Here is a 22,545-nt window from a genome sequence, read left to right on the forward strand (position 1 = left end):
GGAACGCGAAAATGGCGATGGAAAACTACAATCCGCCGCAGGATCCCTGGCTGGTGATCCTGTATCAGGATGAGCACATCATGGTGGTCAACAAGCCGAGCGGCTTGTTGTCCGTACCCGGTCGTCTTGAGGAGCATAAAGACAGCGTGATGACGCGCATTCAGCGCGACTTCCCGCAGGCCGAATCGGTGCATCGCCTTGATATGGCCACCAGCGGCGTGATTGTGGTGGCGCTGAATAAGGCCGCAGAGCGTGAGCTGAAACGTCAGTTCCGCGAGCGCGAGCCGAAAAAACAGTACGTCGCCCGCGTCTGGGGCCATCCGCAGCCGGCGGAAGGTCTGGTGGATTTACCGCTGATTTGCGACTGGCCGAACCGGCCAAAGCAGAAGGTGTGCTACGAAACCGGCAAAGCGGCGCAAACCGAGTATGAGGTGCTGGAGTACGCGGAGGACAACACCGCCCGCGTGCGCCTGAAGCCGATTACCGGGCGCTCGCATCAGCTGCGCGTGCATATGCTGGCGCTGGGGCATCCGATCCTTGGCGACCGCTTTTATGCCACGCCGGAGGCGCTGGCGATGGCCCCGCGTCTGCTGCTGCACGCCGAGACGCTCACCATCACCCACCCTGCCTACGGCAACGCGATGACCTTTCGCGCGCCGGTCGATTTTTAGGATGTCCCCGGTAGCGCCTTGCCGCCGGGGAATACTGACCCGTTAGTCGCGGGCAAACCACGCATCAATCATCTGCTCAACGCGCGCCACGACGAGATCGGTGTCGTGGCGACGGCTGCGCGCGCAGGCGTGCGCCGGCTCATCACACAGCAGACAGCGGCGCTGCGACTCACCCAGCGACTGACGTCCCACCTGCCCGTTCTGTGGACAGATCACATCGATATCCCACAGGCGTCCCAGCGGATGGCTCTGCTCCAGCGTGCTGCACATCGCTTTGATTTCGCTGGCCGGGTGCGCCACGCACCACAGCGCTTCGGGCCCGGTCGGCAACCACAGCACCTGACGATCCAGCGCTTGCCAGCGGTGCTTCCACAGCAGCTGGTCGCAGGCCTGGAGGGCAACGCCCATCATGTTGCGATAGCGAATGCTGTCTTTCACCGCCCCCGGGGTCACCAGGGTCAGGGAAATAACAGGCTGCTGATAATGGGCCAGCCAGTCAGCCTGGCGGGCTGCACGCTGCTCTTTCGCCGCCAGCAATGCATCGATGCTGACGCCCGCCTGGGCGGGAGTATCCACTGACATTAATTCCTCTCCTACATATGATAAATGCGACAGCGCCTGGGCTGTCATGATGATGGATGCGATAGCCGATCGCGCGCTGATTGTAACGCTAAATGCGGAGCATTTAGGATACAGAACGCAGATATTTTCTGCGTTCTGTAGCGGAAAATGGCAGATTTATCGCTTAGCGCAGCGTTTAATCACGCCAGATAGTGGCTGAGGAACAGCAGTCCCAGCGAGACATTTATCGCCCCGCCGATGCGGGTAGCGATCTGCGCGAACGGCATCAGGCTCATGCGGTTACCGGCGGTCAGGATCGCCACATCGCCGGTGCCGCCCTGCCCGCTCTGGCAACAGGAGACAATCGCCACATCGATCGGGTGCATCCCTATTTTTTTACCCACAAAGAACCCGGTCGCCACCAGCGCCGAGACGGTACTGACAATCACCAGCAGGTTGGTCAGCGTGAAGGCGTTTACCAGTTCCTGCCACGGGGTGATCGCCACGCCGACGGCAAAGAGGATCGGGTAAGTCACCGCGGTGCGGAAGAATTTATACACCATCTGCGATCCCTCCTGCAGGCGTGGAGAAACCACGTTAGCCAGCTTTAACAGCACCGCGAGGAACAGCATGCCCACCGGCGCCGGCAGGCCAATCAGTTTGTGGCCAAGCATCCCCATCATATACAGCAGCACCGCCAGCAGCGCGCCGGAGGCCAGGGTCCCGACGTCGGTTTTGCCGCTCACACCTTCGCTCTCGCCGAGGCTACGGGTTTCATTGCTGCGGTTCGGCATCAGTTGCCCTTCACCGGTGAGATGCGGAGAACGCTTGCCGAGCTGGTTGAGGCAGCCGGAGATAACGATCGCCGTCAGACTGCCGAGCATCACCATCGGCAATATCCGGCCCAGCGCCACGCCCTGCTCCATATGCATCAGCGCGGCGTAACCCATTGACAGCGGGATCGCCCCTTCCCCCACGCCACCGGCCATGATCGGCAGCACGATAAAGAAGAACACCTGGAACGGCTCCATGCCCAGCAGCGTGCCGACGCCGATGCCCACCAGCATGCCGACCACTTCGCCGCACAGCATCGGGAAGAAGATCTTCAGAAAGCCCTGAATCAGCGTGGTGCGGTTCATACTCATGATGCTGCCGACGATGATGCAGCAGATGTAGAGATAGAGGATATTGGTGGATTTATAGAATTTGGTGGTGGATTCCACGACCACATCCGGCAGCAGACCGTAGTGGACCAGCGCGGAAGGAATAAAAGTGGCGCAGATCGCCGCCGCGCCGAGTTTTCCCAGCACCGGCAGGCGCTTACCAAACTCGCCGCAGGCGAAGCCAAAGAAAGCCAGGGTGGCCACCATCACCACGATATCGCTCGGCAGTTTACCGCCAAGGCAGTCGAGGGCAATCAGCCCCCCGGCCAGTAAAAACAGCGGCAGCGGGACGATCCCTACCTTCCAGTTATCCATGATGTGCCACCAGCGCTGCTTCAGCGTGGTTTTCGGCGTATTGATCGGTTCAAGGGTTGCAGAGAATGCATTGTCTGTGGTGCTCATAAATTCAGCCCTGTCGTTATTATTCATTTTCAGCGTAAAGGGACAGCGGCGTCGTTAATGTGAAGCTCCCCAGATTAAAAAAGAAGTTTTAATGGTCACTATGGTTTTTATGGTTTCTATTCACGGAACCGCTAAGGGGTGATATATCTCTGATTTATTATTGTGGTTTTTATGGTTTTTATTCTCCCTGACGCGTTATTTCCGCTGAGTCCCCCGCCGACAGCCAGCGCCTGCGCAGGCGATCACAACTTCTTCTTAACATTTACGTCACGTGACAGAAAAATGATAGAGTGCCGGTATGGTGAATACGCAGTACGGGACCTATGAAGCTCTCTTTTCAATATAAGCTGTTTATTTCGCTGGTCGCCTTTTTCTCGGTCCTCTTTATAGCGCTGGGCATTTATTATTATTTTGACGCCAGCCGCCAGCTGTATCAGGAGATGAGTGGCCGGGCCAAAATTCAGGCTGAAGAGATAGCCCTGATGCCAAATTTGCGTCAGCAGGTCAGCCAGCACGATCCGCAGGCGATCCGGGCGTTTATGCAGCAAATCGCCGCCCATAGCGACGCCAGTTTTATCGTCATCGGCGATCGGCAGGGCGTGCATCTGTTTCACTCCGTCCATCCGGAGTGGGTTGGCACGCGGCTGGTCGGCGGCGACAATCAGGCGGTGCTGGAGGGGCACTCCATCACCACCATTCGCAAAGGCGGCCTCGGCGTCTCACTGCGCAGCAAAACGCCCATCGTCGATGACGAGGGGCAGGTGATCGGCATTGTCTCCGTTGGCTACCTCACCAGCTATCTCGACAGCATCACGCTGACCAAAGTGATCAATATTTTTATCGCCGCCATCCTGCTGCTCATCGCCCTGTTTATCTTCTCCTGGTACTTTACCCGCAGCATCAAGAAGCAGATTTTTTCGCTCGAGCCGCGGGAGATCGGCCTGCTGGTACGTCAGCAAAAGGCAATGATGGAGTCGATCTTTGAAGGGGTGATCGTCATCGATCACCAGCGGCGCATTGAGGTGATTAACCATGCCGCCCGCAGCCTGCTGGGGCTCAGCCAGCCTGCCCGTCAGCTGCGCGGCCAGTCAATCGACAGCGTCATTTCGCCGCAGCCGTTTTTCGCCAGCGGCGACATGCTCGAGCGTGACACTCATGACGAGCTGTGCCGCTTCAACCAGCTGACCGTGCTCGCCAGCCGGGTGCGCATTATGCTGGAGAATACGCTGCAGGGCTGGGTGATCACCTTCCGCGACCGCAACGAAATCAATGCCCTCACCGCCCAGCTCAGCCAGGTGAAGCGCTATGTCGACAACCTGCGCATCATGCGCCACGAACAGCTCAACCGGATGACCACCCTCTCCGGTCTGCTGCATATGGGTCACTATGACGAAGCGATCCGCTATATTCAGGCCCAGTCGGAGCATGCCCAGGAGCTGCTGGACTTCATCTCCTCGCACTTCCACTCGCCGACGCTGTGCGGCCTGCTGTTGGGCAAAGCGACCCGCGCCCGCGAAAAAGGCGTGGCCCTGAGCTTCGACCCGGCCTGTCGTATCGATCGTCCGCTGCCGTCGTTAAAGGAATCCGAACTGATCTCCATCATCGGCAACCTGCTGGATAACGCCATCGAAGCCACGCAGCGCGCCGAGCTGCCGCACGAGCCGGTGGAAGTGCTGATTCAGCTCAACGCCCGGGAACTGATCATCGAAGTGGCTGACCGCGGCGTCGGCATTCGTCCCGATATTCGCGACCGTATTTTTGAACGCGGCGTGACCACCAAAACCCGTGGCGATCACGGCATTGGTCTGTATCTTATTGAACATTATGTCACTCAGGCGGGCGGCACCATCGAAGTCGCCGACAACGCGCCGCGGGGAACCATCTTCACCCTGTTTATCCCGGCCGACGCCCCCGCCTGTCCGCAAACGGAGGCCCACGATGCATCATGACCTGGTCGATGTGCTGATCATTGAAGATGAGAGCGAGCTGGCGCGCCTGCACGCCGAGCTTGTGCAAAAACACCCGCGACTGCGGCTGGCAGGCATGGCGGCCTCCCTCGCTCAGGCGCGGCAGTTGCTCCACGCCAGTCCGCCGCAGCTGGTGCTGCTGGATAACTATTTACCGGACGGCAAAGGCGTCACGCTGATGACCGACCCGGTGCTGGCAACCACCCATTGCTCAGTGATCTTTATCACCGCCGCCAGCGATATGGAAACCTGCAGCCTGGCCATCCGCAACGGCGCCTTCGACTATATCCTTAAGCCCGTCTCCTGGAAGCGGCTGAGCCAGTCGCTTGAGCGCTTTATCCAGTTTTACGATCAGCAGCGGGAATGGAAAATCGTCGATCAGCAGAACGTCGATTCTCTCTACCAACTGCAGGCGAAGAACTTCCGCGTGGATAGCGGCAGTAAGGGCATTGAAGAGAAGACGCTGGCGCTGGTGCAGGGATTGTTTAGCGGCCGGGAAGCACACTGTTTTTCCGTCGATGAGGTGGTCAGCGCCGCCGGGCTCAGCAAAACCACCGCCCGGCGCTATCTGGAACACGGTGTCGAGACCGGCTTTCTGGAAGTGGAGATGCTGTATGGAAAAATCGGCCATCCGCGGCGGCTGTACCGACGCGCACAGCCTAAAAACTAAAACCCCTCGCCGGACGGGAGGGGCGGGAAAACTCAGAAGCCGCGCTGCTCTTTGATCAGCTCCCAGGCCTTCTGGATCTCCTGAGCTTTCTGTTTGGCCATCTCCATCATCTCCGGCGGCAGCCCTTTCGCCACTAGCTTGTCCGGATGATGTTCGTTCATCAGCTTACGATAGGCGCGCTTCACCGTCGCCGCGTCATCGGTCGGTTTCACCCCCAGCACATTGCAGGCATCTTCGAGGGTTGGCCCGCGCTGCGCCTGCTGCCAGCCGGCATTGCCGCCGTGCTGACCATACGATTGCTGCTGCGAACCGCCGCCAAACTGGGCGCCGCCCTGCATCATCCGCAGGAATTGATCGAACTGGGCGCGGGAGATGCCAAGCTCGTCAGCGATGACGAACAGCACTTCACGTTCGTTGGGGTGCAATTCGCCGTCAGCGAACGCCGCCTGCAGCTGAATTTCCAGAAACATCCGAATCAGATCGAAGCGCCCAAAGCAGACGCTGCGCAGCTGACGCATCTTCTCGCGCAGCGGATAGTTGTCGGCCTTGCCGTCGCGAAACGCCTGCTGCGCCGCCGTACGCGATGCGCCGTGCAGGTTCATGCGATCCATCAGCACATTGGCGACATGAATATCAGCTTCGGTGACGCGACCCTTGGATTTGGTCAGATGCCCCATCACTTCAAAGGTGGTGGAAAAGAAGAGCGACTGGCGTTCCTGTTGATTGGCGAAGAGATTCAACCGGCGACTGCGCGCCCGGTCAAACATATGGCCCACCAGGAAGCCGAGCACGACACCCCAAAACCCACCGCCCATCAGCAAAGCCACTGCCACGCCAATCACTTTACCCAAATACTGCATAGACTCCCCAACTGTTTATCGCCGTTAAGCTCGAATATGACCGCACGTTACCCGGCACTCGCGCCTCGGTCAATTGTGGGACATAGCCTATAATTTGCTTTATCATACTCGTCATTCAACAGGGTGCCTAACGCTCGGGCTCGAAACGGGCAGGATTAACACTAGCGTGATAATGTTGAGTAAGTTAGGCTCTGACCGTTTGCAAGCCGCTGCCACAAGATGATGGAACAATAAATACAACGTATGAAAAAACGTATTCCCAGCCTCCTGGCTACGATGATTGCCAGCGCCTTGTATAGCCAACAAGGCCTCGCTGCCGATCTCGCAACGCAATGTATGCTTGGCGTGCCAAGCTTTGATCGTCCGCTCGTGGAAGGGCGGCCTGGCGATCTGCCGGTGACGATTAACGCCGATCATGCGAAGGGCAACTACCCGGATAATGCCGTCTTCACCGGCAACGTCGATATTAACCAGGGGAACAGCCGCCTGCGTGCCGACGAAGTGCAGCTGCATCAGCAGCAGGCCGCGGGCCAGGCGCAACCGGTGCGAACGGTGGATGCGCTGGGCAACGTCCATTACGACGATAACCAGGTGATCCTCAAAGGGCCTAAAGCCTGGTCAAACCTGAACACCAAAGATACCAACGTTTGGCAGGGCGATTATCAAATGGTCGGACGCCAGGGACGCGGCACGGCGGACCTGATGAAACAGCGCGGCGAAAACCGCTATACCATTCTGGAAAACGGCAGCTTTACCTCCTGTCTGCCGGGCTCCGACACCTGGAGCGTCGTGGGCAGCGAAGTCATCCACGACCGTGAAGAGCAGGTTGCCGAGATCTGGAACGCCCGCTTTAAGCTGGGCTCAGTACCGATTTTCTACAGCCCTTACCTGCAGTTGCCGGTGGGCGACAAACGTCGTTCCGGTTTCCTGATCCCGAACGCCAAATACAGTACCAAAAACGGTGTGGAATTCTCCCTGCCGTACTACTGGAACATTGCGCCGAACTTCGATGCCACCATCACCCCGCACTATATGAACAAACGCGGCGGCGTGATGTGGGAAAACGAATTCCGCTACCTGACCCAGCTCGGCAGCGGCTTAACTGAATTCGACTACCTGCCATCGGATAAAGTCTACGAAGACGATCACTCGAGCGACAGCAACAGCCGCCGCTGGCTGTTCTACTGGAACCACTCCGGGGTTATCGATCAGGTATGGCGTCTGAACGCTGACTACACCAAGGTCAGCGATCCTGACTACTTCAACGATTTCAGCTCGAAATATGGTTCCAGTACCGACGGCTATGCGACGCAGAAATTCAGCGCCGGTTACGTCAATCAGAACTTTGACGCGACGGTATCGACCAAGCAGTTCCAGGTCTTTGACCGGGAATCGAGCAACTCCTACTCGGCTGAGCCGCAGCTCGACATCAACTACTACCAGAACGATGTCGGCCCGTTCGATACCCATCTGTACGGTCAGGTCGCCCATTTTGTTAACTCGAATAACAACATGCCGGAAGCGACCCGCGTTCACCTCGAACCGACGATCAACCTGCCGCTGTCCAACGCCTGGGGCAGTCTGAATACTGAAGCCAAGCTGCTGGCGACCCACTACCAGCAGAGTAACCTCGATAAGTACAACGCCGCCAACGGCACTGACTACAAAGAGTCTGTCAGCCGCGTAATGCCGCAGTTTAAAATCGACGGTAAAATGGTCTTTGAACGCGACCTGCAGGAGGGATTCACCCAAACGCTGGAACCGCGCATGCAGTATCTGTACGTGCCGTACCGCGATCAGAGTGAAATCGGTAGCTACGACTCCACGCTATTGCAGTCGGACTACACCGGCCTGTTCCGCGACCGTACCTATAGCGGTCTGGACCGCATCGCGTCAGCCAACCAGGTCACTACCGGCATCACCTCTCGCGTGTATGATGCCGCCGCCGTGGAACGTTTTAATATTTCCGTTGGTCAAATCTACTATTTCACCGAGTCACGCACCGGTGATGACAACATCAACTGGGAGAACAACGACACCACGGGTTCACTGGTATGGGCCGGCGATACCTACTGGCGCATCGCCGATGACTGGGGTTTACGCGGAGGGATCCAGTACGACACCCGTCTGGATAACGTCGCCACCGGTAACGGCACCATTGAATACCGTCGCGATGAAAACCGCTTAGTCCAGCTTAACTATCGTTACGCCAGCCCGGAATATATTCAGGCTACACTGCCTTCATATTCCACGGCGGCACAATATAAACAGGGTATTTCGCAGGTGGGGATGACCGCCAGTTGGCCGATCGTCGATCGCTGGTCCGTGGTCGGGGCATACTACTTCGATACCAATACCCGGAAAGCAGCAAACCAGATGTTGGGTGTTCAGTATAACTCCTGCTGCTACGCCATCCGTCTTGGCTACGAACGTAAAGTCAACGGCTGGGATAGCAACAACAACGGCGGCGAGAGCAAATACGACAACACCTTCGGAATCAATATTGAATTGCGCGGTCTGAGCTCTAACTACGGCCTCGGCACCCAGCAGATGCTGCGTTCGAACATTTTACCGTACCAGAGCTCCCTGTGATGCGGCTGGTTTACAACATCGTCCGCATTTGCGGTTAATTGAAATGGAAAAAGTATGAAGAACTGGAAAACGCTGCTTCTCGGTATCGCCATGATCGCGAATACCAGTTTCGCTGCCCCTCAGGTGGTCGATAAAGTAGCGGCCGTCGTCAATAATGGCGTCGTGCTGGAAAGCGACGTCGATGGTTTGATGCAATCAGTTAAGCTCAATGCGGGTCAGGCTGGCCAACAGCTGCCGGATGACGCGACACTGCGCCATCAAATCCTCGAAAGACTGATCATGGACCAGATCGTATTGCAGTTGGGGCAGAAGATGGGCGTGAAGGTCTCTGACGACCAGCTCGATCAGGCCATCGCCAACATCGCCAAACAAAACAACATGACCATGGATCAGATGCGCAGCCGTCTGGCCTATGAAGGCATCAACTACAACACCTACCGTAGCCAGATCCGCAAAGAGATGCTGATTTCGGAAGTGCGTAACAATGAAGTGCGTCGCCGTATCACCGTGCTGCCGCAGGAAGTCGAAGCGCTGGCAAAACAGATTGGCGACCAGAACGATGCCAGCACCGAGCTTAACCTGAGCCACATCCTGATCCCGCTGGCGGAAAACCCGACCGCGGATGAAGTTGCCGCAGCTCAGGAGCAAGCAAATGCCATCGTTGAACAAGCGCGCAACGGCGCTAACTTCGGTAAACTGGCCATCACCTACTCCGCTGACCAACAGGCGCTGAAGGGAGGCCAGATGGGCTGGGGTCGTATCCAGGAGCTGCCAGGTATTTTCGCCCAGGCGTTAAGCACCGCCAAAAAAGGGGATATCGTCGGCCCGATCCGCTCTGGCGTCGGCTTCCACATTCTGAAAGTCAACGACCTGCGCGGCGGGACTCAGAACATCTCCGTCACCGAAGTGCATGCCCGTCATATTCTGCTTAAGCCGTCGCCGATCATGAATGATGCCCAGGCCCAGGCCAAACTGGAACAGATCGCGGCTGACATTAAGAGCGGGAAAACCACCTTCGCCAAAGCGGCGAAAGCGTTCTCTGAAGATCCGGGTTCAGCAAACCAGGGCGGTGATTTAGGTTGGGCGACGCCGGACATCTTCGATCCGGCATTCCGCGATGCGCTGATGCGTCTGAACAAAGGGCAGACCAGCGGACCGGTGCACTCCTCCTTCGGCTGGCATCTGATCGAACTGCTGGATAGCCGTCAGGTCGACAGAACCGACGCCGCGCAGAAAGATCGTGCATACCGCATGCTGATGAACCGCAAATTCTCTGAAGAAGCGGCAACCTGGATGCAGGAACAGCGCGCCAGTGCGTATGTTAAAATTCTGAGCAACTAATATCGATGCCTGAAATCCGTAAAGTTGTCATCACTCCCGGCGAACCCGCCGGGATTGGCCCTGACCTGGTCGTGCAGCTTGCCCAGCGCGACTGGCCAGTTGAGCTGGTGATCTGCGCCGACGGCGCCCTGTTAACTGACCGAGCCCAGCGGCTCGGTCTTCCTTTATCTCTCCTCCCATACGATCCTGCGCAACCGCCCGTTCCGCAACGCGCTGGTACGCTGACGCTGCTTAATGTACCGCTGAACGTCCCGGCGGAACCCGGCGTGCTGAACGTGCAAAACGGCGCCTATGTCGTGGATACGCTGGCGCGCGCCTGCGACGGCTGCCTTAGCGGCGAATTTGCGGCGTTAGTGACCGGCCCGGTGCACAAAGGCAACATCAACGACGCCGGCATCGCCTTCACCGGTCATACCGAGTTCTTCGAAGAGCGCGCGAAGGCCAGCAAAGTGGTGATGATGCTGGCGACCGAGGAGCTGCGGGTGGCGCTGGTGACGACCCATCTGCCGTTGAAAGCCATCAGCGAAGCAATAACGCCCGAGCTGCTGCGCGAGATCATCACCATTCTCGATCACGATCTGCGCACGAAATTTGGCATTGCCCAGCCGCATGTGCTGGTTTGCGGGCTTAACCCGCACGCTGGCGAAGGCGGCCATATGGGAACGGAAGAGATAGACACCATTATTCCGGTGCTGGAAGAGATGCGCGCGAAGGGGATGAACCTCAGCGGTCCGCTGCCGGCAGACACCCTCTTTCAGCCCAAATACCTTGACCATGCCGATGCGGTACTCGCGATGTACCACGATCAGGGCCTGCCCGTGCTAAAATACCAGGGCTTTGGCCGCGGCGTGAACATTACGCTCGGTTTACCTTTTATTCGTACCTCCGTCGACCACGGCACCGCACTGGAATTAGCGGGTCAGGGAAAAGCGGACGTCGGCAGTTTTATCACGGCGCTTAATCTCGCCATCAAAATGATTGTTAATACCCAATGAATAATCGAGTCCATCAGGGCCATTTAGCCCGTAAACGCTTCGGGCAGAACTTCCTCAACGATCAGTTTGTGATCGACAGCATCGTCTCGGCGATTAATCCGCAGAAAGGCCAGGCGATGGTTGAAATCGGCCCGGGTCTCGCCGCGCTGACCGAACCGGTCGGCGAACGTCTTGACCAGCTGACCGTTATCGAACTGGACCGCGATCTGGCGGCTCGCCTGCAGACGCACCCGTTCCTCGGACCGAAGCTGACCATCTATCAGCAGGATGCGATGACCATGAACTTCGGCGAACTGGCGGAGAAAATGGGCCAGCCGCTGCGCGTCTTCGGCAACCTGCCGTACAATATCTCGACGCCGCTAATGTTCCATCTGTTCAGCTATACTGATGCCATTGCCGATATGCACTTTATGCTGCAGAAAGAAGTGGTCAATCGTCTGGTTGCCGGGCCGAACAGTAAGGCGTATGGTCGGTTAAGCGTGATGGCGCAATATTATTGCCAGGTTATCCCGGTACTCGAAGTGCCGCCGAGCGCGTTTACCCCGCCGCCTAAGGTTGACTCCGCGGTGGTTCGCCTGGTGCCGCACCGCACCATGCCGTATCCGGTAAAAGAGGTCCGGGTACTGAGCCGCATCACCACCGAAGCCTTCAACCAGCGCCGTAAGACCATCCGCAATAGTCTCGGCAATCTGTTTAGCGTTGAAGTGTTGACCGAGCTGGGCGTCGACCCGGCAGTGCGTGCGGAAAATATTTCTGTAGAGCAGTACTGTAAGATGGCCAACTGGTTATCCAACAATCTGCCTTCGAAGGAGAGCTAACCATGATTAATTCGCCTCGTGTTTGCGTTCAGGTGCAAAGCGTCTATATCGAATCGCAGTCTTCTCCGGAAGAAGAGCGTTACGTCTTCGCTTATACCGTCACCATTCGCAATCTGGGGCGGAGTCAGGTTCAGCTGCTTGGCCGCTACTGGCTCATCACTAACGGCCACGGTCGTGAGACTGAAGTTCAGGGTGAAGGGGTGGTCGGCGAGCAACCACATATTCCCGCTGGCGGTGAATATCAATATACCAGCGGCGCGGTCATCGAAACGCCGCTGGGAACCATGCAGGGTCATTATGAGATGATCGATATCGACGGCGCGCCGTTCCGTATCGAGATCCCTGTGTTCCGTCTCGCAGTTCCAACGCTCATTCATTAAAACAATGTCAACATACCTTATTGGCGACGTTCACGGTTGCTACGATGAACTGATCGCATTATTAGCGCAGGTTGAATTCGACCCGAGCACCGATACGCTATGGCTGACCGGCGATCTGGTGGCCCGTGGCCCGGGGTCGCTGGAGGTCCTGCGCTATGTCAAATCTCTGGGCGACAGTGTGCGACTGGTGCTGGGCAACCATGATCTCCACCTGCTGGCCGTCTTCGCCGGTATCAGCCGTAACAAGCCGAAGGATCGTCTGAAATCCCTGCTGGAAGCCCCGGATGCCGACGAGCTGCTCAACTGGTTGCGTCGCCAGCCGCTGCTGCAGGTGGATGAAGAGAAAAAGCTGGTGATGGCCCACGCGGGCATCACGCCGCAGTGGGATCTGGAGACCGCCCAGCAGTGCGCGCGCGATGTAGAAGCGGTGCTCTCCAGCGACTCCTACCCTTTCTTCCTCGATGCCATGTATGGCGATATGCCGAATCACTGGAGCAACGAGCTGAGCGGTCTGGCGCGCCTGCGCTTTATCTCTAATGCTTTTACCCGCATGCGCTACTGCTTCCCCAACGGCCAGCTGGATATGTATTCGAAAGAGGCGCCCGAGGACGCCCCGGCGCCGCTTAAGCCATGGTTTGCCATTCCTGGCCCGGTCAGCAATGCCTACAGCATTGCCTTTGGCCACTGGGCTTCACTGGAGGGACGCGGTACGCCGGAGGGGATTTACGCCCTGGATACGGGCTGCTGCTGGGGCGGAGAACTCACCTGCCTGCGCTGGGAAGATAAGCAGTACTTCACCCAGCCGTCGAACCGCCAGAAAAGCCTCGACGAAGGCGAAGCCGTCGCGTCCTGAGTCTTCCCGGATGGCGGCGCGTTGCGCCTTATCCGGGCTACATTGCCTTGCGATTTGTCGCCCCGGGCAAGAACGGCGGGCGCGGAGCCACTTTTGTGTCGGGTGGCGGCTAACGCCTTACCCGACCTACATTTCCTTGCGATTTGTCGCCCGGACAGCGCTCCCGAAAGACGAGGCCCGCGACGGGGAACATGACGAGATACTGAGTGCGCCTTCGTCGCGGAATTCACGCAAAAGAAAACCCCGGTCACGCCAGGCGCGACCGGGGTTTTTTCATTGCTATCCTTCCCGCTTAACGGCGTTCGAGGATCTCAAAGCAGTAGCTGTGGGAGTTCTGCGCGTCAGCGTCATGAAACTCGCTGAACACCGACTCCCACTCGTCCGGGTCGTAATCCGGGAAATGGGTATCGCCTTCCACTTCCGCATCAATGTGCGTCAGATAGAGCTTATGCGCTTTCGGCAGGAACTGCTCATAAACGCGGCCGCCGCCAATCACCATAATCTCTTCCACATCGCCGCAGGCAGCAATCGCTTCCTCCACTGAGGAGACCCACTGCACGCGATCGTCGCTGCCGGGTTTGCTGCTGATCACGATATTTTTACGCCCCGGCAACGGGCGCCCAATGGATTCCCAGGTCAGACGCCCCATCACCACCGGCTTATTTAACGTGTTGCGTTTGAACCAGGCGAGATCGGCAGGCAGGTTCCATGGCATGGCGTTTTCCATACCAATGACGCGATCTACCGCTAACGCCGCAATCAGACTGATCATTCATTCATTCCCGAGTGCAAAAAATTGTCGCCACTATACGGAAAGCGTACTACTTCGTCGACTGGCCGGAAGGTAAAGAATAAGAAAATTTTCTGATTTGCTGGCAAGCCCACGTTCACACCGTGGGCCGCCAGAACCGGTTCTAAACGGAAAACAAAATGTTACTGACGAGCGTCAGGCTGAGGGCTTATTTTCCGGCTCATCGGCAATATCCCCGGTGTGCCTGCCCTCTTCCGTCCCCTGCCAGCCGTGACGCTGCACCAGCGACAGATGATGACGATCTTCGTTGATGATGCCGGTGAGCATATCGCTGGTCCGCTTGAAGACCGCCACCCGCGACGCCGCGTCGTTTTCCGCCATCGCCACCATCTCTTCGACCATCTGCAGGTTGAAGCGACGGAACAGATCGGCCCGCTCGCGGGCTTCATAGGCGCCGAGTCCCAGCGCCTCCAGCGTCATTCGGCCGGACTTCAGCGCCGCCTCGAAGGTTTCACGCTCCGGCGCCTCGACGCCAGCCTGGCGCAGCTTGATGTAATGATCGACATCGCGGGCGCGGGAGATGATCTGCAGATGCGGAAAATGCTCTTTTACCCTTTCCACCAGCTCAAGGCTGACGTGCGGATCGTCTATGGCATTGATCAGTACTTCCGCCTTTTCGGCGCCGGCCGATTCCAGCAGGTCGACCCGGGTGGCATCGCCGTAGAAAACCTTCATATCAAATTTGCGCAAGGTATCAACATGATCCGGGTCGTGATCGAGGATAACCATCTTCACCCCGCTGGAGAGCAACAGTCGCCCGGCAATCTGCCCGAAGCGGCCAAAGCCGGCAACAATCACCCGCGGCTGCTCTTCATCAATCTCGTCAGCATCCCGCGCCTGGCCGCTGGCCGATTTCTCCAGACGGGTCAGCAGGACCAGCAAGACCGGCGTTGCCGCCATCGACAGCGCCACCGCCAGGGTCAGCGCCTTAGCCCATTCGCCGTCCAGCACATCCGCCATCCGCGCGGCGCCAAAGACCACAAACGCGAACTCGCTTCCCTGCCCCAGCAGCACCGCAAACCAGCGGCGCTGGGCGCGTGGCACGCCCAGCGGCCTGGCGATAAGCCACAGCATCAGCATTTTTATCGCCAGGAAACCGACCAGCAAAATAACGATACGCAGCGGATGGGTCACGAGAGTGCCGAAGTCAATCGACATGCCGACGCCGATAAAGAACAGCCCCAGCAGCAGCCCTTTAAACGGCTCGATATCGCTCTCCAGCGCATGACGATACTCGGAGCTGGCCAGCAGCACCCCGGCGAGAAACGCCCCCATCGCCATCGACAGCCCGACTTCCTCCAGCAGCAATCCAAAGCCGAAGATCAGGAACAGCGCCACGGCGCTGAACACTTCGCGCAGGCCGGAACGGGCGACAAAGCGCAGCAGCGGACGGGTCAGATAGCGCCCCAGGGCCACCACCAGCGCCAGCGCCGCGGCCACCTTCAGCGCGGAGAGGGCAAACGCCACCAGCGAGGTGGCGCCGCCGCTGGCCGCCAGCAGGGGGATCATCGCCACCAATGGGATCGCCGCGATATCCTGGAACAGCAGCACCGCGAAGGCGCTCCGCCCCATCTGCGACACCGTCAGATTGCGCTCATTCATCGCCTGCATCGCAATGGCTGTGGAAGAGAGCGCCAGGGTCATGCCTATCAGCTCGGCCACCTGCCAGCGCAGGCCCAGCAGCATGCAGAACAGACCGATCAATACCCCGCAGGCTACCATCTGCAGCGCGCCGCCGCCGAACACCGAGGCGCGTAGCTTCCACAGCCGCTGCGGATCCAGCTCCAGACCAATCACGAACAGCATCAGCACCACGCCGATCTCGGCAAAGTGCAGAATCGCCTCGGCGTCAGTCACCAGCCGCAGCCCCCACGGGCCGATAATACAGCCAGCGATCAGATAGCCCAGCACCGACCCCAGCCCCAGGCGGACGGCGATGGGCACAATCAGCGCCGCGGCGCCCAGGTAAATCAGCGCTTGTATCAGCGTATGGCTATCCATTCTGGTGTGCCTCCTGCCAGTCGATTAAGCGTTGACGATAATGGCGGGCCTGCGCCTGCAGCGTTTCGTCATCGCAGATAAAAGTGCAGTGCATGGCGAACGGCGGCAGCCATTTCATTCCGCAGTAAAGCGCGGTTGCCTGCAACGGCTGCGCCAGCACCGGAAAACCGGGGAATGAGCCGATGTCGAAGTGGCTTTCACCGCCGCCGGTGGTCACCGCCCACATCAGCGATTTACCGCGCAGGGCAATACCGTTGTGACCATAGGCCCAGCCGTGCGCCAACACTTTGTCCATCCACAGCTTCAGCAGCGGCGGTACGCTATACCACTGCATAGGGTGCTGCCAGATAACCAGATCGGCACGGGCCAGCGCCGCCTGCTCGGCGGCGACATCGATATTAAAGTCGGGATAGAGTTGATAGAGGGAGCGTATCTCTACGCCTTCAAGCGTCCCTGCCTGTTCAAGCATTCGCTTATTCGCATGAGAATGCTGCGGATAAGGATGCGCATAAATTATCAGAATCATTGATTGGCCTGCGTTTGCTCTTGTCGTAATCAGCAAGAGTGTAGACAGTTAAGCGAACCGCTTACAATGATAACTGTGATTTATGTCGCGGGGGTTTACGCATTTCGGGGTTGCTTCTTGATCGCCACATCAGAATCGCTGTCGACCAGATCGCATTGCTTCGGTAGCAGAAAGGTCATTGTGCCGGCGATAATCAACGAACCGGCCAGGGCGCAGACCGCCACATTCTGTCCGTAGAGATACATCATCACGCCCACCAGATAGGGGCCACAGAATCCGCCGAGGTTGCCCAGGCCATTGATCACCCCGCGTGCGCTGCCCGCCACCTCCGGCGAAGCGATACGCCCCGGCATCGACCAGAACGGACTGGTAGCCGATTTGAGAAAGAAGCCGCAGATCACCAGCGCGATATAGGCCGCCACCATGTGGTCGCGCAGCACCACCGACGCCACCAGCGCTGCCGCAAAACTGTAGAGCGAGAAGCGAACCCACAGACGACGCTTACCGCTGTGGTCGCTGAACAACGAAATCACATAGATCCCGGCCAGCGTGGCGACAAACGGCAGCACCGCCAGGAAGCCAACGCTGGCCATGTTGCCGCCGGTTAACCCCTTCAGAATGGTCGGCAGCCACAACGTGTAGCCATAATCCCCGGTCTGGTAGAAAAAATTGAGGATCACCAGCTTCATCAGTCCGGCATTACCAAACACATCCTTCACCGGGGCCTTGCTGACTGGGGCTTCGGCCTGCTTCGCCGCACGCTCGGCGGCCAGGGTGGTCACCAGATAGTCACGCTCGCGGGCGGGCAACCAGTGGGCCTCTTGCGGACGGTCGCTGATCATAAACCACCACACGACCAGCACCACCAGCGACAACAGCCCTTCGATGATAAACAGCCAGCGCCAGTCAAGCGCCGCAATAATGGCGCCGGAGACCGGCGCGGTGAGCATGCCGCCGAGCGGGGCAAACATCATCACAAACGCGTTCGCGCGACCCAGCTCTTTTTCCGGAAACCAATTGCTGACCATGGTCAGCACTACCGGCAGCATTCCCCCTTCCGAAACCCCGAGAATAAATCGCAGCACCAGCAGTTGATATTGATGAGTCACAAACCCTGTCGCCACGGAAACGATAGCCCAGGCTACCAGCGACCAGGCAATAAATTTTTTACCGCTGCCGTTAACCGCAATTCGCCCACCGGGAATTTGCAAAAATAAATAACCAATAAAAAAGATACCACTGGCCACGCCGGCCATTTGGCTGGTAATGCCTAAATCGGCCTCCATGCCGCCTGGCAGGGCAAAGCTAATATTAACCCGGTCCATAAATGACATAATGCAGGCAATTAACACCGGCACAATGATACGCAGCCAACGGGTGCTGGGAATTTTCTCGTTCATATATTTGCACTCTCTATGCAGAGGTTATTGTTTTGATTGAGATCGCGCGGGTACAGAAATAAAAAGCTAATTAATCGATAGCGTTTGGCAGCGCTGCGCCGGCAAACCAGGCGGCGACGTTAGCAAAAACCACTTCGCTCATTTTCTGTCGTGTTTCCTGCGTGGCGCTGGCGACATGCGGCTGCAGCACCACGTTATCGAGGGCGATCAGCGCCGCCGGGACCTGGGGTTCCTGTTCGAAAACATCGAGCCCGGCCCCGGCGATAACGCCGTTTTGTAACGCGTGGATCAACGCCTTTTCATCCACCAGCGAACCGCGGGCAATATTGATAAGCCAGGCATGCGCCGGCATCACGTTAAACACCGAGGCGTCGATGATGCCGCGGTTCGCCTCGCCGCCGGATGCGGCAATCACCAGAAAATCGCTCTCATGCGCCAGGGTATGCAGGTCGGCACACCACTGATAATCGAGGCCCGCTATCTTTTTACGGTCGGTATACAGCACCTGCATATCAAAACCCCGCGCCCGGCGGGCGATCGCCTGGCCAATATTCCCCATACCCAGCAGGCCAATACGCTTCCCGCTGACCTGAGTCGCCAACGGCATACCACCGCTCAGCCAGCGTCCCTCGCGGACAAAGCGATCGCCCTGACAGAGCTGACGGGAACCGGCCAGCAGCAGCCCCATCGCCAGGTCAGCGACATCATTCGTCAACACCCCGGAGGTGATGGTGACGGCAATTTGCCGCGAGCGGGCATACGCCAGATCCACCGCATCGGTACCGACGCCGAAGATGGCAATCAGCCCAGCCTGAGGCAGCAACTCAAGGACGCTGTTTGCTACGCCGACGTCGCCGCGAGTGACCACGACGGCAATGTTCTCTCCTTGCTCACGCAGAAAGGCGATCGGATCGTCCTGCTCGTAGAGACGCAGCAGCGGGAAATGCTCCGCCAGCTGCCGCTGCAGGGTTTCAATTACGGGGGCCACTAAAAGGACGGCGCGGGGAATAACACTCTTCATCAGATCACCTGTTTGACGTTTGGTTACGACGGTAGCCACTATCAAACGGGTTTTTATCGGGGGATTTTGCGATCTGTATCACGCTGAATCGTGTTAAAAATGCGTGTTACCGGACGCGTGATCGTGAATACAAAACGGCGACCAGACAGGCGATGGACCGCGCGCGCATTAACCTTTCGCTAACACGCGGCAGGCGCTGGCTGATGGACGTTAAATCGTTTCGCCCATCGACAGGCGGTAGTGGAGATCCACTTTTTCAATGGTGGGCAGTCCTTTGATTTTCTTTATTAAAATCTCTGTCGCCACCTTCCCCATCTCGAAGCGCGGCGTCAGGACGCTGGCCAGCCGGGGAGAGACGATCTGGCCGATCTCCAGGCCATGAAAGCCCGCGATAGCCAGCTCCTGGGGCACGCTGATACCGGACGCCAGGCACTCCTGTAACACGCCCACCGCCAGGTCGTCATTAGTGCACAGGATACCGTCCATATCGGCGTACATTTGCCGCGCCAGGGTCATCATGCCGGTGCCAATGGAAACCGACGAGACTTTATTCGGCGCAATGCGCCCCACCGCCAGCCCGGCATTCTCCATCGCCCGACAGTAGCCCAGATAACGCTGCTCGTCGCGGACGTCGGACATCGAGCCGAAGTAGATGATCCGTCGTTTACCGCTGGCCAGCAGCATGGTGGTCATATCGAAGCCGGCCTGGAAGTTATCGAATCCGACGTTGATGCGTCCTGGATTCTCCGCCAGCCCCATCACTTCGGCGATCGGGATCTTCGCGGCATTCAGATACTTGTCCGCCCGCAGGGAGTGCACCGACTCGGTCAGCAGCAGTCCTTTCACATTAAATGCCAGCACGGCGGCAATCTGCTCCTCTTCACGCTGGCGATCGTAGTCGTAATTCACCACCAGCGTCTGGTAACCATGCCCGGCGGCGACAGATTCGATGCCGGCCAGCAGATCGGCAAAAATTTGATTATGAAAGGAGGGAATGAGTACGCCAATCCGCGGCACGGCGACGCTGGTCATCGCCGGATTATCCGGGTCGGGCTGATAGCCGATCTCCGCTATCACGCTGGCAATACGCTCCGCCGTCTCCGGTTTCACCTTTTCCGGGGTGCGCAAATAGCGGCTAACGGTCATCTTGGTTACGCCAGCCAGCTCGGCAATATCATGGAGAGTAATGCGTTGTGCTTTCATCTGTGTGTCCGCCAAATACCTGACTGCTTCAGGCCATTATGCCTGTCGGGGGGGCAAAAGAGAATGCCAGTCCGTAGCCGTTAACCTGTTGAGTCAGCGAGATTTACCGGCAGCGTCACGTTTAAAGTAACCCCTTTTTGTAACACGGTTCCGAGTGATCTTCATCACAGTTTCCCCCGGTAAAAATCCGTGAGATAGGGCACAGGTTTTCTTCAGCCGCTAATCAGGATATCGAGATGAACGATCTTTTCAGCTTACAAGGTAAACGCATTTTAATTACGGGCGCAGGACAGGGGATCGGTTTTGTCATGGCTCAGGGTCTGGCGCAATATGGCGCAGAAATCATTATTAATGACCTTTCTGCCCCGCGAGCGGACGATGCGGTGATGAAGCTCCGCGACGAAGGCGCCACCGCCCATGCTGCGGTATTTAACGTGACCGATGCCGAGGCCGTTGAAGAAGCCATTGCCAATATCGAAGCGCATCTTGGCCCGATTGACGTGTTATTCAATAACGCCGGGATCCAGCGCCGCCACCCGTTTACCGAATTCCCGGTGCAGGAATGGAATGACGTGATTTCAGTTAACCAGACGGCGGTATTTCTCGTCTCTCAGGCCGTCGCGAAGCGCATGGTTGACCGCCAGCAGGGAAAAATCATCAATATCTGCTCCATGCAGAGCGAGCTGGGGCGCGACACCATCACCCCCTACGCCGCCGCCAAAGGCGCGGTGAAGATGCTAACCCGCGGAATGTGCGTTGAGCTGGCGCGGCACAACATTCAGGTCAACGGCATTGCCCCGGGCTACTTTAATACGGCGATGACCCGGACGCTGGTTGAGGATAAGGCGTTTACCGACTGGTTATGCAAACGCACCCCTGCCGCCCGCTGGGGCGATCCGCAGGAGCTGGTCGGCGCTGCCGTCTTTTTATCGTCAAACGCGTCGAATTTCGTCAACGGCCATCTGCTGTTCGTTGACGGCGGCATGCTGGTCGCGGTCTGAGAGAAGGAGCGCATGATGGCAGGACAATGCATTATTTTGATGGGCGTCTCCGGAACCGGCAAATCCACCGTCGGTCAGGCATTGGCCCACGCGCTGGGAGCGAAATTTATCGACGGCGACGACCTTCATCCACGCAACAATATCGTCAAAATGGCCACCAGCCAGCCGCTGAATGATGAGGATCGTCAGCCGTGGCTGACGCGTATCGCCGACGTCATTTTCAGTCTTGAGCAGAAAAACGAGTCAGGTGTATTGGTCTGTTCCGCATTAAAAAAGCGCTATCGCGACCGCCTGCGTGAGGGGAACGCGAAGCTACGCTTCCTGTGGTTGACCGGGGATTATGACTGCATTTTGCAGCGAATGCGCCAGCGTAAAGGCCACTTTATGCCAGAAGCGTTACTGCGTAGCCAGTTTGCCGCCCTGGAGACGCCAGACGCCAGTGAAAGCGATGTTCTGGCCGTCGATATTACCCCCGACGTCGCCAGTATTGTCGCTCACTCATTAACGTTACTTCATTCGCAACAACCGCAGAGGATCCCGGCATGATTATCGATACCTTAACCGCCGCCGCCGAAAATGAGCTCTATCCGCCGGTGATCCGCCAGGCGCTGCAGGCCGTGTTACAGCAACAACCGCACGCGCTGCCGCCGGGGAAATATACCGTCGAGAGTGATAATGTGTTTTTTACCGTCGTCGAAGGCCATACCCGGCCGCTGAGCGAGCAACGCCCGGAATATCATCGTCAATATCTCGACATTCACATTGTGCTGAAAGGTGAAGAGATCATCGGTGCCGGGAATAAAGGGCTGCCGGTCGTTGAAGATGGTCACTTCAACACGACGCAGGATATCGGTTTCTGTCAGGCTATCGACAGCGAAACGCTGATTCATCTCTACCCGGAAGAGCTGGCGATCCTCTTCCCTGGCGAATTACACCGCCCGATGGCCTGCCTCGAACAAGGCGCAGCGTTGCGTAAAATCGTGGTTAAAATCGATCGCGCGCTACTGTAACGCGATCGTTCGGCCCCGCACACTCCCCGCGGGGCCTGGGATAACCATTAGTTATCCAGCTCATCCATGGACTTCACCTGGTCGCGGTTAATCTGCTCCACGCGGCCGGTTTCGGCATTTTTGTATGAGACGAGGCCGGTGTCATCATCCACCTGCGGTTTGCCGCTGGTGACAATGGTCTTGCCATCGGTGGTTTTGATCGACTGATTCGATGAGCAGCCGGCCACGAACATGATTGCCGTCGCTGCCAGTGCGGATGCCACCAGAATATTGTTCCGCATTGTATCCTCCTGTCTTTT

The 22,545-nt window shown here is 57.8% G+C and carries 22 protein-coding genes; 12 read left to right on the forward strand and 10 right to left on the reverse strand.

The features are described 5' to 3' along the window. Positions 1–11 precede the first annotated feature (11 nt). Positions 12–671, forward strand: a complete 660-nt coding sequence (gene rluA, locus AS136_RS10460; RefSeq protein WP_008807465.1) for a bifunctional tRNA pseudouridine(32) synthase/23S rRNA pseudouridine(746) synthase RluA — start codon at positions 12–14, stop codon at positions 669–671. A gap of 42 nt (positions 672–713) precedes the next feature. On the opposite strand, the gene citX is transcribed toward rluA, so the two are convergent. Together citX and AS136_RS10470 are read right to left on the reverse strand one after the other, a co-directional pair. Continuing rightward, positions 714–1,253, reverse strand: coding sequence for a citrate lyase holo-[acyl-carrier protein] synthase (citX, locus tag AS136_RS10465; protein ID WP_008807466.1), 540 nt, complete (start codon positions 1,251–1,253; stop codon positions 714–716). 179 nt (positions 1,254–1,432) lie between these two features. Next, entirely contained in the window at positions 1,433–2,797 is a 1,365-nt protein-coding gene (locus tag AS136_RS10470) for a 2-hydroxycarboxylate transporter family protein (protein WP_008807467.1), read from the reverse strand. 323 nt (positions 2,798–3,120) lie between these two features. On the opposite strand from AS136_RS10470, the gene AS136_RS10475 reads away from it, so the two are divergent. Together AS136_RS10475 and AS136_RS10480 are read left to right on the forward strand one after the other, a co-directional pair. After that, positions 3,121–4,746 (forward strand): ATP-binding protein, encoded by a 1,626-nt coding sequence (locus tag AS136_RS10475; protein ID WP_023322056.1) that lies wholly within the window; start codon positions 3,121–3,123, stop codon positions 4,744–4,746. Next, on the forward strand, positions 4,736–5,434 hold the full coding sequence (locus AS136_RS10480) for a response regulator (RefSeq protein ID WP_008807469.1): 699 nt from the start codon (positions 4,736–4,738) through the stop codon (positions 5,432–5,434). The genes AS136_RS10475 and AS136_RS10480 overlap by 11 nt, the downstream gene beginning before the upstream one ends. Before the next feature lie 32 nt (positions 5,435–5,466). On the opposite strand, the gene djlA is transcribed toward AS136_RS10480, so the two are convergent. After that, a complete protein-coding gene (djlA, locus tag AS136_RS10485) occupies positions 5,467–6,294 on the reverse strand; it encodes a co-chaperone DjlA (protein ID WP_008807470.1) in 828 nt (275 codons plus the stop codon). Positions 6,295–6,537: 243 nt separating this feature from the next. On the opposite strand from djlA, the gene lptD reads away from it, so the two are divergent. The 6 genes from lptD to apaH are packed head-to-tail and all read left to right on the forward strand — an operon-like array spanning position 6,538 to position 13,273. After that, positions 6,538–8,886 carry an LPS assembly protein LptD gene (lptD, locus tag AS136_RS10490; RefSeq protein WP_008807471.1) on the forward strand — a complete coding sequence of 783 codons (2,349 nt, stop codon included), beginning with the start codon at positions 6,538–6,540 and terminating at the stop codon, positions 8,884–8,886. Between the two features lie 54 nt (positions 8,887–8,940). Then, a complete protein-coding gene (surA, locus tag AS136_RS10495; RefSeq protein WP_008807472.1) occupies positions 8,941–10,227 on the forward strand; it encodes a peptidylprolyl isomerase SurA in 1,287 nt (428 codons plus the stop codon). Between the two features lie 5 nt (positions 10,228–10,232). Continuing rightward, positions 10,233–11,222, forward strand: coding sequence for a 4-hydroxythreonine-4-phosphate dehydrogenase PdxA (gene pdxA / locus AS136_RS10500; protein WP_023322055.1), 990 nt, complete (start codon positions 10,233–10,235; stop codon positions 11,220–11,222). After that, on the forward strand, positions 11,219–12,040 hold the full coding sequence (gene rsmA / locus AS136_RS10505; RefSeq protein ID WP_008807474.1) for a 16S rRNA (adenine(1518)-N(6)/adenine(1519)-N(6))-dimethyltransferase RsmA: 822 nt from the start codon (positions 11,219–11,221) through the stop codon (positions 12,038–12,040). Before pdxA ends, rsmA begins: the two co-directional genes overlap by 4 nt. A gap of 2 nt (positions 12,041–12,042) precedes the next feature. Then, positions 12,043–12,420 carry a Co2+/Mg2+ efflux protein ApaG gene (apaG, locus tag AS136_RS10510; RefSeq protein WP_004204274.1) on the forward strand — a complete coding sequence of 126 codons (378 nt, stop codon included), beginning with the start codon at positions 12,043–12,045 and terminating at the stop codon, positions 12,418–12,420. Positions 12,421–12,424: 4 nt separating this feature from the next. Further along, on the forward strand, positions 12,425–13,273 hold the full coding sequence (gene apaH, locus AS136_RS10515) for a bis(5'-nucleosyl)-tetraphosphatase (symmetrical) ApaH (RefSeq protein WP_008807475.1): 849 nt from the start codon (positions 12,425–12,427) through the stop codon (positions 13,271–13,273). Between the two features lie 292 nt (positions 13,274–13,565). Here apaH and folA read toward each other — a convergent pair whose 3' ends face one another. From folA to AS136_RS10545, 6 genes are all read right to left on the reverse strand, one after another. After that, positions 13,566–14,045 carry a type 3 dihydrofolate reductase gene (gene folA, locus AS136_RS10520; RefSeq protein WP_008807476.1) on the reverse strand — a complete coding sequence of 160 codons (480 nt, stop codon included), beginning with the start codon at positions 14,043–14,045 and terminating at the stop codon, positions 13,566–13,568. Positions 14,046–14,219: 174 nt separating this feature from the next. After that, entirely contained in the window at positions 14,220–16,085 is a 1,866-nt protein-coding gene (gene kefC, locus AS136_RS10525; RefSeq protein WP_063266762.1) for a glutathione-regulated potassium-efflux system protein KefC, read from the reverse strand. Then, on the reverse strand, positions 16,078–16,611 hold the full coding sequence (gene kefF / locus AS136_RS10530) for a glutathione-regulated potassium-efflux system oxidoreductase KefF (RefSeq protein WP_008807478.1): 534 nt from the start codon (positions 16,609–16,611) through the stop codon (positions 16,078–16,080). The genes kefC and kefF overlap by 8 nt, the downstream gene beginning before the upstream one ends. A 95-nt stretch (positions 16,612–16,706) precedes the next feature. Further along, positions 16,707–18,011: an MFS transporter gene (locus AS136_RS10535; RefSeq protein ID WP_008807479.1), complete on the reverse strand. Its 1,305-nt coding sequence runs from the start codon at positions 18,009–18,011 to the stop codon at positions 16,707–16,709. 70 nt (positions 18,012–18,081) lie between these two features. Next, positions 18,082–19,032, reverse strand: coding sequence for a 2-hydroxyacid dehydrogenase (locus AS136_RS10540; RefSeq protein ID WP_022066144.1), 951 nt, complete (start codon positions 19,030–19,032; stop codon positions 18,082–18,084). Positions 19,033–19,242: 210 nt separating this feature from the next. Then, positions 19,243–20,235 (reverse strand): LacI family DNA-binding transcriptional regulator, encoded by a 993-nt coding sequence (locus AS136_RS10545; RefSeq protein WP_008807481.1) that lies wholly within the window; start codon positions 20,233–20,235, stop codon positions 19,243–19,245. 236 nt (positions 20,236–20,471) lie between these two features. On the opposite strand from AS136_RS10545, the gene idnO reads away from it, so the two are divergent. The 3 genes from idnO to AS136_RS10560 are packed head-to-tail and all read left to right on the forward strand — an operon-like array spanning position 20,472 to position 22,246. Further along, complete coding sequence (gene idnO, locus AS136_RS10550; RefSeq protein WP_008807482.1) at positions 20,472–21,236, forward strand: gluconate 5-dehydrogenase; 765 nt, start codon at positions 20,472–20,474, stop codon at positions 21,234–21,236. Between the two features lie 15 nt (positions 21,237–21,251). Next, entirely contained in the window at positions 21,252–21,782 is a 531-nt protein-coding gene (locus tag AS136_RS10555; RefSeq protein ID WP_008807483.1) for a gluconokinase, read from the forward strand. Next, entirely contained in the window at positions 21,779–22,246 is a 468-nt protein-coding gene (locus AS136_RS10560) for a NanQ anomerase/TabA/YiaL family protein (RefSeq protein WP_008807484.1), read from the forward strand. The genes AS136_RS10555 and AS136_RS10560 overlap by 4 nt, the downstream gene beginning before the upstream one ends. Positions 22,247–22,293: 47 nt before the next feature. On the opposite strand, the gene AS136_RS10565 is transcribed toward AS136_RS10560, so the two are convergent. Beyond that, positions 22,294–22,527: a YgdI/YgdR family lipoprotein gene (locus AS136_RS10565; RefSeq protein ID WP_002888059.1), complete on the reverse strand. Its 234-nt coding sequence runs from the start codon at positions 22,525–22,527 to the stop codon at positions 22,294–22,296. Positions 22,528–22,545: the final 18 nt, after the last annotated feature.

It is taken from the genome of Klebsiella sp. D5A, assembly GCF_001620885.1.
In the GTDB taxonomy this organism is placed as follows: Bacteria; Pseudomonadota; Gammaproteobacteria; order Enterobacterales; family Enterobacteriaceae; genus Klebsiella; species Klebsiella variicola.